14 protein-coding genes are annotated in these 15833 nt (G+C 58.4%); 5 read left to right on the forward strand and 9 right to left on the reverse strand.

Features of this window, described 5'->3' with window-relative positions; genetic code table 11:
- Positions 1-245: 245 nt before the first annotated feature.
- Entirely contained in the window at positions 246-1472 is a 1227-nt protein-coding gene (locus tag ACYVIT_RS06820; protein WP_415806349.1) for a Hint domain-containing protein, read from the reverse strand.
- A 331-nt stretch (positions 1473-1803) separates the two neighbouring features.
- Positions 1804-2514, reverse strand: a complete 711-nt coding sequence (locus tag ACYVIT_RS06825; RefSeq protein ID WP_415806350.1) for a class I SAM-dependent methyltransferase — start codon at positions 2512-2514, stop codon at positions 1804-1806.
- A gap of 343 nt (positions 2515-2857) precedes the next feature.
- Here ACYVIT_RS06825 and ACYVIT_RS06830 point away from each other — a divergent pair, with 343 nt between their 5' ends.
- The 3 genes from ACYVIT_RS06830 to ACYVIT_RS06840 all read left to right on the forward strand — a co-directional run bounded on the left by ACYVIT_RS06830 (position 2858) and on the right by ACYVIT_RS06840 (position 6053).
- Positions 2858-4378: a DASS family sodium-coupled anion symporter gene (locus tag ACYVIT_RS06830; protein ID WP_415806351.1), complete on the forward strand. Its 1521-nt coding sequence runs from the start codon at positions 2858-2860 to the stop codon at positions 4376-4378.
- 10 nt (positions 4379-4388) lie between these two features.
- Positions 4389-5444 (forward strand): Ldh family oxidoreductase, encoded by a 1056-nt coding sequence (locus ACYVIT_RS06835; RefSeq protein ID WP_415806352.1) that lies wholly within the window; start codon positions 4389-4391, stop codon positions 5442-5444.
- 144 nt (positions 5445-5588) lie between these two features.
- Positions 5589-6053 carry a hypothetical protein gene (locus tag ACYVIT_RS06840; RefSeq protein WP_415806353.1) on the forward strand — a complete coding sequence of 155 codons (465 nt, stop codon included), beginning with the start codon at positions 5589-5591 and terminating at the stop codon, positions 6051-6053.
- Positions 6054-6236: 183 nt separating this feature from the next.
- Here the strand turns inward: ACYVIT_RS06840 and ACYVIT_RS06845 are convergent, their stop codons facing one another.
- The gene (locus ACYVIT_RS06845) at positions 6237-6614 is read right to left on the reverse strand and encodes a hypothetical protein (RefSeq protein ID WP_415806354.1); all 378 of its coding nucleotides are present in this window, start codon (positions 6612-6614) and stop codon (positions 6237-6239) included.
- Between the two features lie 341 nt (positions 6615-6955).
- Between ACYVIT_RS06845 and ACYVIT_RS06850 the strand changes: the two genes are divergently transcribed.
- Positions 6956-9415 (forward strand): penicillin acylase family protein, encoded by a 2460-nt coding sequence (locus ACYVIT_RS06850; RefSeq protein ID WP_415806355.1) that lies wholly within the window; start codon positions 6956-6958, stop codon positions 9413-9415.
- A gap of 157 nt (positions 9416-9572) precedes the next feature.
- On the opposite strand, the gene lhpI is transcribed toward ACYVIT_RS06850, so the two are convergent.
- The 4 genes from lhpI to ACYVIT_RS06870 form a co-directional block, all read right to left on the reverse strand.
- Positions 9573-10505 (reverse strand): bifunctional Delta(1)-pyrroline-2-carboxylate/Delta(1)-piperideine-2-carboxylate reductase, encoded by a 933-nt coding sequence (lhpI, locus tag ACYVIT_RS06855; protein WP_415806356.1) that lies wholly within the window; start codon positions 10503-10505, stop codon positions 9573-9575.
- 10 nt (positions 10506-10515) lie between these two features.
- Positions 10516-11799, reverse strand: coding sequence for a TIGR03862 family flavoprotein (locus tag ACYVIT_RS06860; RefSeq protein ID WP_415806357.1), 1284 nt, complete (start codon positions 11797-11799; stop codon positions 10516-10518).
- 87 nt (positions 11800-11886) lie between these two features.
- Positions 11887-12909, reverse strand: coding sequence for a Bug family tripartite tricarboxylate transporter substrate binding protein (locus ACYVIT_RS06865; protein WP_415806358.1), 1023 nt, complete (start codon positions 12907-12909; stop codon positions 11887-11889).
- 67 nt (positions 12910-12976) lie between these two features.
- Positions 12977-14146 (reverse strand): M20 family metallopeptidase, encoded by a 1170-nt coding sequence (locus tag ACYVIT_RS06870; protein ID WP_415806359.1) that lies wholly within the window; start codon positions 14144-14146, stop codon positions 12977-12979.
- Between the two features lie 129 nt (positions 14147-14275).
- On the opposite strand from ACYVIT_RS06870, the gene ACYVIT_RS06875 reads away from it, so the two are divergent.
- On the forward strand, positions 14276-15046 hold the full coding sequence (locus ACYVIT_RS06875) for an IclR family transcriptional regulator (RefSeq protein ID WP_415806360.1): 771 nt from the start codon (positions 14276-14278) through the stop codon (positions 15044-15046).
- Between the two features lie 36 nt (positions 15047-15082).
- Here the strand turns inward: ACYVIT_RS06875 and ACYVIT_RS06880 are convergent, their stop codons facing one another.
- A complete protein-coding gene (locus ACYVIT_RS06880; protein ID WP_415806361.1) occupies positions 15083-15553 on the reverse strand; it encodes a YaiI/YqxD family protein in 471 nt (156 codons plus the stop codon).
- Positions 15554-15560: 7 nt separating this feature from the next.
- Positions 15561-15824 (reverse strand): hypothetical protein, encoded by a 264-nt coding sequence (locus tag ACYVIT_RS06885; protein ID WP_415806362.1) that lies wholly within the window; start codon positions 15822-15824, stop codon positions 15561-15563.
- Positions 15825-15833: the final 9 nt, after the last annotated feature.

Raw genomic sequence — 15833 nt, forward strand, 5'->3', positions numbered from 1 at the left:
TCGGAGCGGGGGCGGGATTGATCAGCTGCCGTCCGGCAGCGACAGCGCGTCGAGCGCGTAATTCGGATTCTGATAAAGGTTTAACTGTTTGATGGTAGAAAGACTCCATCGCCATCTCCTGATGTGTGCAGCATGAGCGTGAACTGATAGCTCAGGGCTCAACCTTACATGCGGCTCAGGAATGCGACCAACTCAAGAATTGCAAAGTGTGCAGTCATACACGACGTAAAGACCGCCCCTTGTGCTTATCCGTTGGCAACAGCGATAGGAGCTTCGACACTCGGCAGGCTCATCGCACGAGCGGCATATTTTTCGCGCAGAGCTGCTTCCGCAACGGGGTCGCGCAACACCGCAAAACCGGGACGATCAGCACGACGACGTTTGCGATCTTGCGGCCGTAGTTCGGAAACAGCCACGTTCTGGAAAAAATCACGGTTCCCGCCATCAGCCCACGATTCAGAATACACGCCATGTGCGATCACTACGTCGAACTGATCCAATTCCACGTGGTAATACTCCACCCATTCCGTGCGTGGCTCTTGCACGATGGTGCGGCCATTGATGAGACACCTGGCGCGTACCAGCACGCCGTCTAGCCATAAATGGTGCCAAGGTGACACCAGCAGATCGGCATCCGGCATACTCGCGGCGAAGGCGTGCTGGCGAATGCGGATGGGCAATGTTGCTGCGCGCTCATCGTCGGTGCGCAGCAGCGCGACACGGTACTTGCGCCAGCCGATCCATTTCACGGTGCGCCATCCGGATTGGCCCCAGACTTGATCGCCGGCCTGCAATGCTTCGATAGCGACGTCTCCGCGTGGCGTACGTAAACGCGTGCCTTTTAGAAAGCAGACCGGCATCACAAAATCGCCGTTGGTGAAGTAGCTTTGCGGATCGGCGGCAATGACGTTTCCTACGCTCGCCGGCATGCCCTGGATCGACATCGTTACCGGCAAGGCGCCGCTTACGAAATGGACTGTACCCGTCTCGGATGTAGGATCGTAGTTGAACTGCATAAAGGTGGCGTTGGGCACATGAATAGAATCGCCCGCGCTCATGCCATTTATCATGATAGGGCTTGTGATGCCGGAACTCACATAAGTGAAACTGCCATCTCCATCGCCACCGAACTCCACGTTCAGCTTTACGGTACCGCCATTAGGTACAGGACCCGTAAACTGATTCACCGTAGCCGAGGAGGTCCCATCGATCAGCAGCTTGCCCGGTATCTGATCAGCACCGGTGGTAGCGAACAACAAGTCTGGCGTGTCCAGGGTTGCGCCGTTGGTCACGATCACTGTCGCGCCCGTCGTCGGAAACATAAACAGCGGGACCGACACTGTCAGGTCCACGCCGTCGACGCTCAGTGTCTGCGACCCGGGGAGCACGGCGGCACTGTTGGTACCCGGGTCTGCATTGGTCTGATCGACCGTCGCGTCGGAAACCTTCAGATCGAAGAAAAAATTCGCCATTATTTGATTGCGCCTTTATTAGCGGCAGTGATGTGGCGTCAGCGTCCACGTCGCCGGGGTTATTACACGAGTTTTGGCGTGGGGCTTGCCTAGGATAGGGTATAACCAATTGAAACAATCATTAGGCGCTGATTACAACAGATACTTGTGCAAGCGCTATATTTTATTTTTTGACAAATTTATTCTATATGTGACGTTTGACGCCGCTTAACGGATCTTGAGAACGAGACTCTGCGCCTGCGCCGCAAACGAAACACCGCACCGAACCTGGGATTACCACTGTCGTGGTAGACGGAGTCGATCCCAGCGCCTCACGCTGGATATGGCTTCGTTACCGCTCGGCGCTCACCACGAGCCAGCGCCCGTACATCGATTGCGGGCTGCCTGCCTGTTCCCAATAGCGGGCTTCGTCGGCATCTGCTGCGTGAGCGGCCTTGCGGCGGCAGTAGGTTTCCCCCGGCCATCCCAATAGGCGTTCGACGTGCCGCTTTGGCTTCGGCTCGTCGACCTCGTGCAGTTCAATTTGCCGAAATCCTGAAGTGGTGAGCACGAGGTGCAGTTGAGGAAATGAAAATGGAAAATGCGTGATGTAGTCGCCCCGCTTTTTGCCATACATCGGGCTGAACCCTGAGTGAAATCCTCGCAAGAAGAACTGGCCTCGCGATCTGACATGCCATGTGTTCGGCGTGGTGACAATCAATTTGCCGCCGGGCCGCAGCACATCGCGAAAGCCTTTCAGGGCGGATCCTGGGTTGGTGAGCAAATGAATGGCTTCGCAGCAAACTACCGCATCGTATTCGCGGGGCAGCTTGGGCAAGGGCTCGTCCAGATCCTGCTCGCGGACCATCCCATAGACAGGTACCTCCACGGGATATTCCCATAACCCCAAACCGTCGATCTGCAAATCCGGCTGACGCCGGGCGAATTCGTGCCCCAGCCAACCATGGCCGCATGGCGCATCCAGGACCGCACGGGCCCGATGCCTTTGCAATATATCGAGGACCACAGGGTGGTAGGGTTTTTTGATCAGGTGTGGTTGCACTGTGGTTTCCGTCCGTACTGCGTGTCGGTACTAGCGTAAGCCAAGAATGCCCGAAACTTTCGCGCATAGATGGACTTGTCTCGGCCAAAAATGAGCGAATAGGACAGGGGGGAGAGCGCCACCGTTCGTGATCGACGGCGGTTATTACGAGGGGAATTGATGACGTGGATCGGTATTGATATTTCGCAATAATCGCGTGCGAAGCTGAGGGATTGTTTCTTATTCCGTCGTTACATTGTTATAGAATATTCCTGCGTTGCCTGCGACCTATTGTTATTCGCGGCGCTGCCCGCGAACGGCTCCGGTTGCATTCGATGCCCCATTTTGGTTACCGGAGAAAGGCATGTCTGAGCCTGTCGCTGTTCCCGTTAAACCCGCCTCACCTGCGGCCCCACCCGCCAGTCCCCCCAGCAAAGCAAAAATCCCCATTGGCTTGATCGCCGGTGTCATTGCCATGCTCGTCGTCCTGTTTATGCCGATGCCTGACGCGCTGCCCGTTGCGGGGCATCGCATGTTGGCCATCCTGGTATTCGCCGTGGTGGTATGGATCACCGAAGCCGTGTCGTACGAAGCCAGCGCCATCATGATTACCACCTTGATGGCGTTTTTGTTGGGTACCGCTCCGACAGTGCAGGACCCCAGCGTCGTATACGGTACGTCCCGGGCCATCACGATGGCGTTGACCGGGTTTTCAAATTCTGCGCTCGCCCTGGTGGCTGGCGCGTTGTTCATCGCTGCCGCCATGACGTTCACGGGCCTGGATAAGCGGATCGCACTGGTCACCTTGTCCAAGGTCGGCACCAGCACGCGCCGCATCATGATGGGCGCGATTGCGGTCACGATTGTGCTCAGCCTGGTGGTGCCGTCCGCGACGGCGCGCAGTGCTTGCGTGGTGCCGATCATGATGGGTGTCATCGCTGCGTTCGGCGTGGAAAAACGCTCGCATATCGCCGCCGGCATCATGATCATCGTGGCGCAGGCGACCAGTATCTGGAACGTTGGTATTCAAACTGCTGCTGCGCAGAACCTGCTGACGGTGGGCTTCATGGACAAGATGCTGGGCCAGCGTGTGGCCTGGTCTGATTGGCTGGTGGCCGGTGCGCCGTGGGCCATCATCATGTCGGCGTTCCTCGTGGTCCTCGTGTTGAAGCTGTTGCCGCCCGAGACCGATGCGGTCCAAGGCGGCAAGGAAGCCGTCGAGCAATCGCTGCGTGACCTCGGCCCGATGACGGGCCCGCAAAAACGGCTGATGATCGTATCGGTCCTGCTGCTGCTTTCCTGGTCAACAGAAGGGAAACTGCATCATTTCGATACGACGTCGACGACGTATTTTGGGTTGGTGTTGTTGATGCTGCCGCGCATCGGCGTTATGACATGGAAAGACGTACAGTCGCGTATTCCATGGGGTACGGTGATCGTGTTCGGGGTCGGCATCAGCCTAGGTACTGCACTCTTGACGACGCAGGCTGGCCAATGGCTGGGGTCTCAGGTGGTGACTAATACTGGTCTGGATAAAGTCGGGCCGGTGGGTATCTTTGCCATTCTGGGCGCTTTCCTGATTCTGATTCACTTGGGTTTCGCCAGTGCGACGGCGTTGACGTCCGCCATGCTGCCGATTTTGATCTCGGTGCTGCAAACCTTGCCAGGCGATTTCAATCGCCTGGGCATGACGATGTTGCTGGGCTTCGTGGTGAGCTACGGTTTCATGCTGCCCATCAACGCACCGCAGAATATGGTCTGCATGGGCACGGAAACCTTTACCGCCAAGCAATTTGCCAAGGTGGGTATTGGCATCACGATTGTGGGTTTCGGGCTGATGTTGGTGATGGCTGCAACGTACTGGCGCTGGCTGGGCTGGATGTAAGGGTGCTGCGATGAAGATACATATCGAAGACGCCATCGTTTATGGCACCGCGCTGTTGGTGGCGCAAGGCATTCCGGATGACATTGCCGCCAATGTGGCCGAGCATCTGGTGGAGTCAGACCGTGTTGGCTATACCAGCCATGGCCTGTCGATTCTGCCGAATTACCGCAAGGTATTGGAAAAGGGCCTGGCCAATGGCTCGGCGCGTCCCACGGTGATGTACGACCATGGGCCCATGCTGGCGTTCGAAGGCAATCAAGGCCTGGGACAGCATGTGGGCAAGGTGATCATGCAGCAGGCCTTACAACGCACACGCGAACATGGTCAATGCATTGTGACGCTGCGCAATAGCCATCATCTGGGCCGCATGGGTTTCTACGGTGAAATGGCGGCGCATGACGGCTTTATCCTGCTGGCGTTTACCAACGTGATCAACCGCGCGCCTACGGTTGCGCCATTCGGCGGAGCGCAGGCTTGCATGACGACGAATCCTTTGTGCTTTGCCGGCCCGCTGCCAGATGGCCGGCCGCCTTTTCTGGTGGATATGGCGACGAGTTCGATTGCCGTGAACAAGGCGCGCGTTTTGGCGGCAAATGGCCAGCAGGCACCGGAGGGATCGCTAATCGATGCGCAGGGGAATCCGACTACGGATCCTAATGCGTTGTTTACCGATCCTCCCGGGGCGTTGTTGCCCTTTGGCGGGCACAAAGGCTATGCGATGGGTCTGGTGGCTGAGCTGTTGGCAGGCGTACTGTCGGGTGGCGGCACCATACAACCGGCCCGTCCGCGCGAAGGCGCAGCGATGAACAATATGTTCGCGCTGCTGCTCGATGCTCGCGTGGGTTTTCAGACGGATTGGCGCATTCAAGAGGTCAGCGCCTTTATCGACTATCTGCACGCGTGCAAGCCGCAACCGGGCGTGGACGCGGTACAGTATCCGGGTGAATACGAGGCCACGAATCGCGCGCGGAATAAGCACCAGATCGAGTTTGCCCCTGCGATTTGGGATAGCCTGGCAAAGTTGGGGGGAGAGCTCAATGTGCCGCTGCCGAGGCCGTTGGACTGAGCTTTATTTGTGCTGATTGGGGCAATTGCGCCGCGGCCGTTCCGTGTTCGAGACCTGTTATCGATTACGCAAGGATCGTGGCTGCCGCCGCTGGCTCAGTTTGTAGCGAGGACGACGATCTGCGGATTTCCATAGGAACGCACAATGCCCATTGTTCTAGCCTTCATCGTGCTCGCAGCCCTTATCTATGGCGCTGTTGCGCTGTACATGGTCACTGCTGCGAGGTTCGGCTGGCTGGCGGGTGTCGGCGCCGATTTATTGGCGGTGGTCGTAATCGTCGCAGTGATCGCTGCTTTCGTTCATCGATATCGCACGATTCACGGTAAAACCGTCGATGGCAAACGTATCGTGTCGCTCAAGGAATCCTGGGGCGAGATTCACCTCGACGCCAAGGCCAAGCGAGGCTCATTGACGGTCGAGGGAAGCAGGGCGCAATTTATTTTCACCGACATTGCAAGCGCACACGCATTGAAGCGCGCGGGGAGTTGGATGCTGGCCTTGCATCTGGACCACAACGCTCAAGGCGACTGGGAAATCCCCATGCATGATCACAAGCAAGCGCACCGCTGGGCCAAGATATTTACCTTGGCAGCCGAACAAAATCTGTGACTATTTCTGAGCCACTGTCAACAGCAGTCTGTTCGACTGCATGGCTGGCTCCTTGGTGTCAGAGCCTGTAGTGTGCCGCGCGGATACGACATTGTTGTCGACTGACTATCGTCAGTAACTCGCTGCTAGACCTGTCGACATAAAAAGCGGCACCCGCAGGGTGCCGCTGATCTGCAAGCAAACTTATCTGTTGCCGCACATGTCAGAGGTCCTCACTTCGTTGATGGCGGTCTCTTGGCGATTGGGGACATAGTTATGGTCTAGCTGCAGGCCGGTTTGGCTGCCCGGGACGCACGAGTCGCCACCTGCGCCGGAGGGCATTGCATAGCGGTCACCGGCATATCCCTGGCCACCTTGCGCCGGATTGGTTTGGCCCGCCGGCGGGATCTGGCCGGGAGGCACGGGTGCGTTGGGCGGCACTGCCGTTCCATCATTCGGCGTTGTGGACGGCGAACTGCTAGACGGCACACCCGTATTGGGCATGCTTTGGGCATATGCGCCGCCAGCCATGGCGCCTATGACGGTTATCGCTGCAACCCGGGCAAGTAATTCACGCTTCATGTGAGTTCTCCAAACGGTGTGTGGGCTCGGTGCACCGCAACTATCGTGCCCGCGGTGGCTACCGTGATTTGAATTTTGACTCCGTCTGGGTGCACGTCGAGTCTCGAACGGCAACGAACCGTCGGTAAATCTTTCTGTGCAGATACGTAATAAAAGCTTCCCAAGAGCGCTGATAGACCTCGATGTCCTCGTCCATAGGTCCGCTTTTTATGCAGCATTGTTACGTTGATTGAAAAAATTCACGAAATACAACAATATTTCTCTGCCATCTGTTTACATTATTGGCAATGCGCCGGGACAGGTGCGACGGCGCCAGCAGGTCAACAGGGAGGAGGAGAGATATGCGTACGTTCAATCGCAAGATCGCCGCATGGCTGGCATGTGGCGCCGTGGCATTGCTGGCAGGCTGCGCGGGGCCGGGTGGGGACAAACATGCCACCATCGATATGCCGGGATTGACGCAGCCGGTAGAAATCCTGCGCGACCAGCACGGCGTGTCGCACATTTACGCCCAGAATCAACACGATCTGTTCTTTGCCCAGGGGTTCAACGCGGCGCGAGACCGTTTGTGGCAACTGGATCTGTGGCGCCGGCAGGGCGAAGGCAAAATGGCCGAGCAGTTTGGCCCGCGTTTCGTCGAGCAAGACCGGGCAGCTCGCCTGTTTTTGTACCGCGGCAATCTGCAGGCGGAGTTCGCCAGCTATCACCCCGAAGGACAGGCGATCCTGACGGCCTTTGCCGATGGTATCAACGCCTACGTCGACTGGGTGAAAGCCAACCCGGAACAACTGCCGCCCGAATTCAAACTGACGGGTACCCTGCCTGGCTACTGGAGCCCGCAGACCTCTCTGATCCGCATTTATGGACTGACTCGTAATGTCACTAGCGAGGTCAAGCTGGCGCAGCAGGTCGCGGCAATGGGGGTGAATACTGTGCAAGACCTGGGCGTCTATGAGCCGCCTATTGCTTTGCAAGTGCCGGCTGGATTGAACGTAAATCAGATCAATGAAAACATTCTGGCCGACTACAACCTGGCTCGAAAGGGTCAGAAATTCGAGGCGGGCGATTTCCCTCGCAGCCCCTTGGCTGCGGCCGAGCGCGAGGAGCTTGCGCGCAGCCTGTCGGCCAATATGCTGGCCTCGCTGGACCCGGCCTTTGATCCGATGGCTCCACGTTACGAGAGCAACAACTGGACCATCTCTGGTCAGCGCACCGCCACAGGCCGACCGATCTTGGCGGGCGATCCGCATCGTGCGATCGCGATGCCATCGCTGCGCTACATGGTGCATCTGAATGCGCCAGGCTGGAATGTCATTGGTGCAGGTGAGCCTGCCTTGCCGGGTGTATCGATGGGGCATAACGACCGTATCGCATTCGGCCTGACCATCTTCGCCTTTGCCGACGAAGAGGACCTCTACGTGTATGACACGAATCCCGCGAATCCCGATCAGTACCGTTATCGCGGCGGCTGGGAAACCATGCGGTCGCTGGACGAATCGATTCCGGTACGAGGCCAGGCGGCCGCGACACGGCAGTTGAAGTTCACACGGCATGGGCCCATCATTCACGAAGATCGGGTGGCTCATAAAGCTTACGCGCTGCGCGCGGCCTATCTGGAGTTTCCGGGCACCGCGGCATATCTCGCCAGTCTGCGCCTGAATCAAGCCCAAAACTGGCAGGAATTCGTCGCCGGTATGGAGCGGCACTACACGCCCAGCGAAAACATGGTGTATGCCGACGTGGACGGCAACATCGGCTGGTTTGGCGGCAGCATCGCGCCGATCCGCCCACGCAAGGACTGGTCCGGCATGCTGCCGGTGCCGGGCAATGGCGATTACGAGTGGAACGGTTTCCTGCCGACGCGTTCGCTGCCTAAAGCGTTCAACCCGCCCGAGGGCTACATCGCTACGGCCAACGAATACAACCTGCCTTATGACTATCCGTACAAGGACATGTCCGGGCGCGCCTGGGCGGAGCCGTTCCGGGTCAAGCGGATCCGAGAGGTTCTGGCCGACGCAAAGGGACTGAGTCTGGAGACTTCGCAACATTTGCAGTTCGACAATCTGTCGCTGCCGGCACGCACATTGACGGGCTATGCAAAAGCATTGAACTCTACCGATCCTGTGGTTGGCGAGGCGCTGCGTTTGTTGAAGGACTGGGACTACCGTACCGAAGTCGATTCCGAAGCCGCCACCGTGTATGAGTTCTGGCTGCCAGAGGTGGTCAAGCGGGTCTCCGAGTTGTACGTGCCGCCGCAGGGCAGCAAGGTGTTCGGTCAGTTGGCGACGATCAAGGTGCTGGAAAAACTGGCGACGCCCGATGCGGCCTTCGGTCCGCGGCCCGAGCAAGGCCGGGCAGCGTTGCTGCTGGCCGCGCTGGGCGATGGCATGCGCAAGCTGACTGCAGCGCTGGGTACCGATTCCAGGCAATGGGAATGGGGCCGCCTGCACCATATCCAGTTCGAGCACAGCCTCGCCGGCCTGCTGCCGCCCGACACTGCCAAAGCCTATGGCACGCCTCGGTATCCGGTCAGCGGGGACAACGATACGGTGCATCGCGCGACATTCCGCAAGTCGGATTTCCGGCAGATCAGCGGCGCGTCGTACCGGCAGGTGATCGACGTAGGCAACTGGGATAACTCGCGCATCCAGAATATGCCGGGACAGTCTGCTGATCCGCGCAGTCCGTATTACCGGAATCTGCTGGAGGGCTGGGCGACAGGGAAATATATTCCCATGGCGTTCAGCCGTCAGAAGGTTGAGAGTGAACTAGGTGACACGCTGGTATTGCGGCCTCGATAGCGTGCAGCAACAAGGCAGGCGGCATGCCTGCCTGATCGAGGTGTGGTATTGCCGACGGCGCAGCTTGACCGAGCTGCGCCGTCTTATTTTCTGCTCTCGCCGTGCCGACTCTACGAATGAGTCGTCAATAGAATCTGTAAGCAGGCGTGCCTGGCGATCAGCCAGCCTGATAAACCAGAATGGCCGAAGCCAGATCTTCAGACGCCGTTCCGACGGCTTTGTACACCGTAATTTCGTCCGCAGACCTACGTCCCTGATGAACGCCATTGCACAAGTCTTCGAGCGTGGCTTGCACGTCGGCGGCGTAGAACCGGCCGTTCTGAATAGGGGAAAGCAAGTCTCCCGATTTTTCCAGCGCCTCGGTGGTGTCGATGAACACGGATGTGTCGGCGAACGTCTCGTCGTCTGTTTCACGCATGGCGGGTTGAAAACTGCCAATGAGATCCAGGTGTGTTCCGGGTTGTAGCCAGGCTCGCTGAATCAGCGGCGCACGCGATAGCGTCGCGCAGGAAACAATATCGGCCTGTTCGACTGCGTGGCGCAGATCGGTGACGCTACGCGCGTCAAAACCTGCGGCGCAAAGCTGCTGTGCGAGGCTATCAGCTTTTTCGGCATTGATATTCCACACCGAGACTTTCCTGATGGGGCGTATCGCCGCATAGGCCGGTGCAAGTGCCCGGGCAACGTTGCCGGCGCCCACGATGAGCATGTCGGTGGCGTCCTCGCGTGCGAGATAGGATGCCGCTAATGCCGAGGCCGCCGCAGTGCGCCGTACGGTGATCTGATCGCCATCGATGATGGCCAGGGGCTGGCCGTTAGTGGCGTCAAACAGGGTATAGGTGGAAAACAAACCAGGTTTGCCTTGTTTGGCGTTTTCCGGAAAGATCGTCACATGTTTGATGCCGAGATATTTGCCGTCTTGCCATGCAGGCATGATCAATAGCGTATCGGTGGTGCGCTCGCGTTCATTAATGGTATGGATATGCCGGCGCGGGACTACGCAGGTCTCGATGAACATCTGCCGAATGGCTGGGATCAGTGCATCGAATGAAAGGCGTTCTGCAGTGGTGTTGCTGTCGAAAATTTTCATGGATGGGATCTCAATCTATCGAGTTTCCAGGCACAAGACGCGCATGCACACCGTCGGCCGCGACTGCACCGCTGGCCATGCTTGCCGTCAACAGATAACCGCCCGTCGGGGCTTCCCAGTCGAGCATTTCTCCGGCGCAAAAGATGCCAGGCGCGTGTCTGAGCATCAGTGTGTCGTCGGTAGCCTCCAGCCGCACACCACCTGCGCTGCTAATGGCTTCATCGATCGGCCGCGTGCGCAATAGTCGCAGAGGTAGTGCCTTGATACGGCGTGCCAGCAATGCCATATCGTGCCAATCTTGTGCCGCTGTGCATTCGCGCAGCAGTGCTGTCTTGACGCCTTTCAGTCCAAGCCGGCTTTGCAAATGACTGGCCATGGAGCGCGCGCCACGAGAATGTGAAACTTGCGCGACGACTTTGTCGGCAGAGAGGTCGGGCAGTAAATCGACCCAGGCGAATGTTGAGCCCTGTGCATCAATCGCGTCTCGCAATCCAGCTGACAGGGCATAGACCAGGCTGCCTTCGATGCCCGATTCGGTCAGCATGAATTCGCCACGTCGCCATGTGCCGGGCTCTCCATCGCGATCGAGCGCCATGGCGATGGATTTGAGGGGCATTCCTGCATAGCGTTCGCGCAGGTGTGCGCTCCAATCCGCCTCAAAACCGCAATTGGCCGGGCGCAGCGGGGCGACGTCTATGTGGTGTTCCTGCAGGCCTGCAACCCAACTGCCGTCCGAGCCCAGGCGAGCCCAGCTGGCGCCACCAAGTGCCAGGATTGCAGCGTCGGCATGCACCGTCAATGAGCCATGCGGGGTTGTAAAGTGCAGCCTCTGAGGGGCAGGTGTCTCGCCCTCTGTCCAGCCGTTCCAATGGTGCCGCATGTGAAAACGCACCCCTGCGGCGCGCAGTCGTGACAGCCAGGCCCGCAACAGCGGAGCGGCCTTCATTTCGAGCGGAAACACGCGGCCAGATGTGCCGACAAATGTCTCGACTCCCAACCCGTGCGCCCATTCACGTAACGCCTGTGCGTCCAGGCGATGCAGCCAGGTGGCCACGGCCGAACTGCGGCTGCCAAAACGCTGATTGAAGCGTTCCGATGGCTCGCTATGCGTCAGATTCAATCCGCCACGGCCAGCCAGCAGGAATTTCCGTCCGACAGACGGCATGCTGTCGTAAACGTCGGCCAATATGCCGTGGCGCGCGAGCGTCTCAGCCGCCATCAAACCGGCGGGACCACCGCCGATGATGGCGACGCGGACGGCGGTGGAGGAGGCGGGTGAAGTCGAATCGGGCATGAGCAAGGAGCAGGAGGCGGTGACGAGATTGTCGCATGCCCCGCGTTGGGTATCCGGCGCCCCTTGTCCCTCGCCGAGATAGGCAGCTCAGTCCGCCTGCACGTAACCCGTAACCCGGATCATCTCTTTGTACTTCTTGATCTCATCGGTATATGCCGCCTGGGCCTGCTCCAATGTCATCGATTTGGATACGTTGCGGCCGTCGGCCTCCAGCTTGGCGATGACGGCCGGATCCTGTAATGCCTGGCCTATGGCGCGATTCAGCGTTTCCTTGATCGCTGCGGGCGTACCTTTCTTGACGAAATAGCCTGCATAACTGGCATATTCAAACTGAGCGAGCTTGGGGATCTCGGTGATACTGGGCACCTTTGCCAATACCGCAGGTTTGTCTTTGGACAACACTGCCAGCGCCTTGAAACGGCCAGTGTTCACCATTTCCAGCATGGAGGCCTGAAACGGCATGATGGTGAAGTCGATCTGTTTACCCACGAGATCCTGCACGACCGGCGCAGTGCCTTTGTACGGAATGTGCGTAAATGGCACATTGGTGAGTTTGCCCAGATACTCGGTGACCAAATGATAGAGCGAGCCTACGCCGACCGTTCCATAGGTCAGCGAATTTGCCGCGTCGCGGGACCCGGCTAGTTTCAGAAACTCTTCTGTCGTGTTGACAGGCAGATCGGCACGCACCAGCAGCACCAGGTGAGTGATGGTGATCGGCTGCAGGTTTTCGAACGCATCGGGCTGGTATCGCACCAGACGGTTGGTCAGCGGGGGAATGATCAGTTCGTTCTGCGTACCCTGGAAAAAATAGTTGCCGTCGGCGTTGGCATTCAACACTTTCGAGGCGGCGATGGTACCGGTGGCGCCGCCCAGATTCTCGACCACAACCGGAGTCTTTAGCGCCTCGCCAATAGGGCCTGACAAGATACGGGCGCTGACGTCGCTAGGGCCGCCAGCAGGATACGGAACCATCATCGTGACCGGGCCCGCAGGATAGGCGGCCGCCCGGGCGGATTGCATGGCTGGCACAGTCATTGCCGGCGCCAAAGCCAGTGCCAGGCCGGTTTTGAGAAAGGACCGCCGTGCGTCTGCTGCGTGTGCGTTCATGGGGTGTACTTTGCTGTCAGAAAGGGAAGGACAAAAAGCGATTGATGCGGACCGGCAACGTTGCTCGTTACCATTGCTGCTCAGAAAGCCTGGTCAGCGTATTCAGCACAGCGAGTCCACGAGGAACGATCGTGTCGATCTCGCAATACTCGTCGAGCGTGTGGAACTTTCCGCCCACGGGGCCGGTGCCGCATAAGGTGATGACCCCCAGGCTGGAGGTCACGCCAGAGTCGGCACAGCCGCCGCTGAACTCCCCTTCGGCCTGGTGCCCGATGGCGTTCAATTCTGATTGGTACAACTCGAATAATTGCTTGGATTGCGCAGTCGGTACGAACGGGCGGAATTCGCCTTTGATATCCAGCTTGGATAAGGTGCCGGTGATAAAGGATTTGTTGCAGATGCAGCGTATGCTGCCGACGAGCGATTCGCGCTGTTCCAGATTGAAAATGCGCAGATCAATGGAGGCCTTGGCTGATGGCGCCGAGGTATTGACCGAGAGCCCGCCGGACACGAGACCCACATTGACGGTGACGCCCTGATCGATGTCGGTGAGTTCGTCCAGCGCCACAATCTTGTGGGCGAGCTCAGAGATGGCACTGATGCCCTCGGAAAAATTGGCACCTGAATGCGCAGCGCGGCCCTCGATATCCATTTCGAAAAACACACCACCTTTGCGGCCGGTGACAACGTTGCCCGAAGGACGGCCAGGCTCGGCATTGAATGCAAAACGGGCTTTCTGGGCAAAGGGCACGATGATGTCTTTACTCAGCGGAGAGCCGATTTCTTCGTCGCACGTGAATAGGGCGGTGATCTCGGGCAGCACCTCCGGGCTTTGCGCCGCAGCGGCCAGGATGAAAGCGTTCATCACGACACCAGGTTTCATGTCGGCGACACCGGGGCCGTAGGCGCGGCCATCCTGGATACGAAACGGCCGTCGAGCGGCTTCGCCGGCGGGGAATACGGTATCGCAATGCCCCATCAGTAAAACGGGTTGTCCCACTGTGCTGCCTGCGTTCACCGTGACAGAAATCGCGGCCTCTACGTCACCGACAAAATGCGAGGTTATGGATAAATCATGCTCGGAGAAGAATGATTCCAAGCGGCGGAATACACGTGCCACGCCGGCCTTGTCGTAGCTGTTGGAGTCGATATTGACCAAGTCTGCGAGCAAGGCCAGCATGTTGTCATGCTGGCCAGCCAGCCATTGTGCTGCGGGAATCCCGGCGCTTTTGTTCATTTTTCCAGTCCGTTGGGAAGGGGGCAGGCAACCTGTCTGCCCCGGAGCGTTGCGTTGAGTGTGGTATTGCTATGTAATACTTGATATTATTATGCGCTACTCAGCGATACCGGTCTATTCTGGAAAACGATGACAAGCAATCCTTTATACGTAGGCTCTGTCGGCAAGGCATTTTCCGTGCTGAACTGTTTCAAGAGCGCCAGCGGCGACCTGAGTTTGACGGAAATCATGGAGCGAACCGGGCTGGACAAGAGCGCGGCGCAGCGCTACGCCTATACGCTGAATGCCGAAGGTTATCTGGAGCAGAATCCGCAGACGCGCCGGTATCGGCTAGGAAAGCGCGTGCTCGATTTGAGCTTTCATTTTCTGCGCACACATGAGCTGGTAGAGGCGTGGAATCCCATCATGTTGAGCCTATCGCAGGCCACGGGTGAAAAGATCAGTCTGTCTTTGTATGACGGCCGCGAATTGGTGCACGTGATGCGCCACCAGACCAAGACCGAGCATTACCACGCATCGTTGATCGGCCGTCGCGTGCCTTTATTCTGCACGGCCGGTGGGCGTGCGGTGCTGTCGCGGCTGGACGATGCGCAACTCACGTCGATGCTGACCGATGTCGCGTTGACGGCTTATACCCAGCATACTTTGACAGCGCCGAAGGCCATCAAAGCTGCATTAAAGCCCGTACGAGAGAAAGGCTACGCCATGGTCGTCGATGAGTTCGTCATCGGCGAGATCGCGCTGGCTGCTGCGGTGATCGACGCGAACGGTGCACCGATTGGCGCATTGCATCTGGCCGGGGAGTCGCGCGAATGGACCGCAACGGACTACGAGGCAAAGTTCGCACCGCACCTGCTGAATGCGATTGCACAGTTCCAACGGCGCAATCAGTTCGGGTGAGAGGCGAGCGGATGGCTTGCGATGTGGCGCCGGCCGCTAATTTGACGGCTTTGCCGTCAACCGCGCATGACGCGCCAACAGCGTGTCCAACTGATTCGCAAAGGATTTGCGATCAGCCTGGCTGAACGACGCCGGGCCACCCGTCTCGATGCCGCTGGCCCGCAATTCCTCCATCATGTCACGCACGGCCAGACGCTCTCGAATCGTCTCGGGCGAATAGCGTTCGCCGCGCGGATTCAGCGCCATGGCGCCTTTTTCGAGCACCTCGGCGGCCAGAGGGATGTCTCCGGTGATAACCAGGTCGCCAGCGTTGGCATGCATGACGATATGCGCATCTGCCACGTCAAATCCGCGCGGCACTTGCACCGCGCGTATCAGGGGCGACGGCGGTGTGCGCAACATCTGGTTTGCCACTAGCGTGAGAGGGATTTGCCAGCGCTGAGCGGCGCGGAACAGGATGTCCTTGATGACGGCAGGGCAGGCGTCGGCGTCGACCCAGATATGCATAGACAATTCAGGCGTCGAGCGCTCTTTGCAGGAGTTCGGCCACGATGTCGTTCGTGGATACGCCTCGTTCCTGGGCCAGTGTGCGCAGGCGATCGGCTTGCGCTTGGGTGAGTTTCAGCGGAAAAGGCACCAAACCTGCTGCCTGGTCCAGTTTGCGTTGTTCGCGCCGATCGATCATTTGATCGGAGCCGTAACGGCCGGGCGTGCCCGACTGTTTCAACTGGCCGGCAAGTTTCAGGGCTTTGTTCTTTTCGAGATCGAATTTGTTCATGTTTTGTCG

Source organism: Bordetella muralis, from assembly GCF_054781015.1.

Bases quoted from the DNA above. Each gene is read 5' to 3' on its own strand.
- ACYVIT_RS06880 (WP_415806361.1), bottom strand. From the start codon at position 15,553: ATGCATATCTGGGTCGACGCCGACGCCTGCCCTGCCGTCATCAAGGAC.
- ACYVIT_RS06860 (WP_415806357.1), bottom strand. From the start codon at position 11,799: ATGCCCGATTCGACTTCACCCGCCTCCTCCACCGCCGTCCGCGTCGCC.
- ACYVIT_RS06865 (WP_415806358.1), bottom strand. From the start codon at position 12,909: ATGAACGCACACGCAGCAGACGCACGGCGGTCCTTTCTCAAAACCGGC.
- ACYVIT_RS06870 (WP_415806359.1), bottom strand. From the start codon at position 14,146: ATGAACAAAAGCGCCGGGATTCCCGCAGCACAATGGCTGGCTGGCCAG.
- ACYVIT_RS06875 (WP_415806360.1), top strand. From the start codon at position 14,276: ATGACAAGCAATCCTTTATACGTAGGCTCTGTCGGCAAGGCATTTTCC.
- ACYVIT_RS06835 (WP_415806352.1), top strand. From the start codon at position 4,389: ATGAAGATACATATCGAAGACGCCATCGTTTATGGCACCGCGCTGTTG.
- ACYVIT_RS06885 (WP_415806362.1), bottom strand. From the start codon at position 15,824: ATGAACAAATTCGATCTCGAAAAGAACAAAGCCCTGAAACTTGCCGGC.
- ACYVIT_RS06850 (WP_415806355.1), top strand. From the start codon at position 6,956: ATGCGTACGTTCAATCGCAAGATCGCCGCATGGCTGGCATGTGGCGCC.
- ACYVIT_RS06845 (WP_415806354.1), bottom strand. From the start codon at position 6,614: ATGAAGCGTGAATTACTTGCCCGGGTTGCAGCGATAACCGTCATAGGC.
- lhpI (WP_415806356.1), bottom strand. From the start codon at position 10,505: ATGAAAATTTTCGACAGCAACACCACTGCAGAACGCCTTTCATTCGAT.
- ACYVIT_RS06840 (WP_415806353.1), top strand. From the start codon at position 5,589: ATGCCCATTGTTCTAGCCTTCATCGTGCTCGCAGCCCTTATCTATGGC.
- ACYVIT_RS06830 (WP_415806351.1), top strand. From the start codon at position 2,858: ATGTCTGAGCCTGTCGCTGTTCCCGTTAAACCCGCCTCACCTGCGGCC.
- ACYVIT_RS06820 (WP_415806349.1), bottom strand. From the start codon at position 1,472: ATGGCGAATTTTTTCTTCGATCTGAAGGTTTCCGACGCGACGGTCGAT.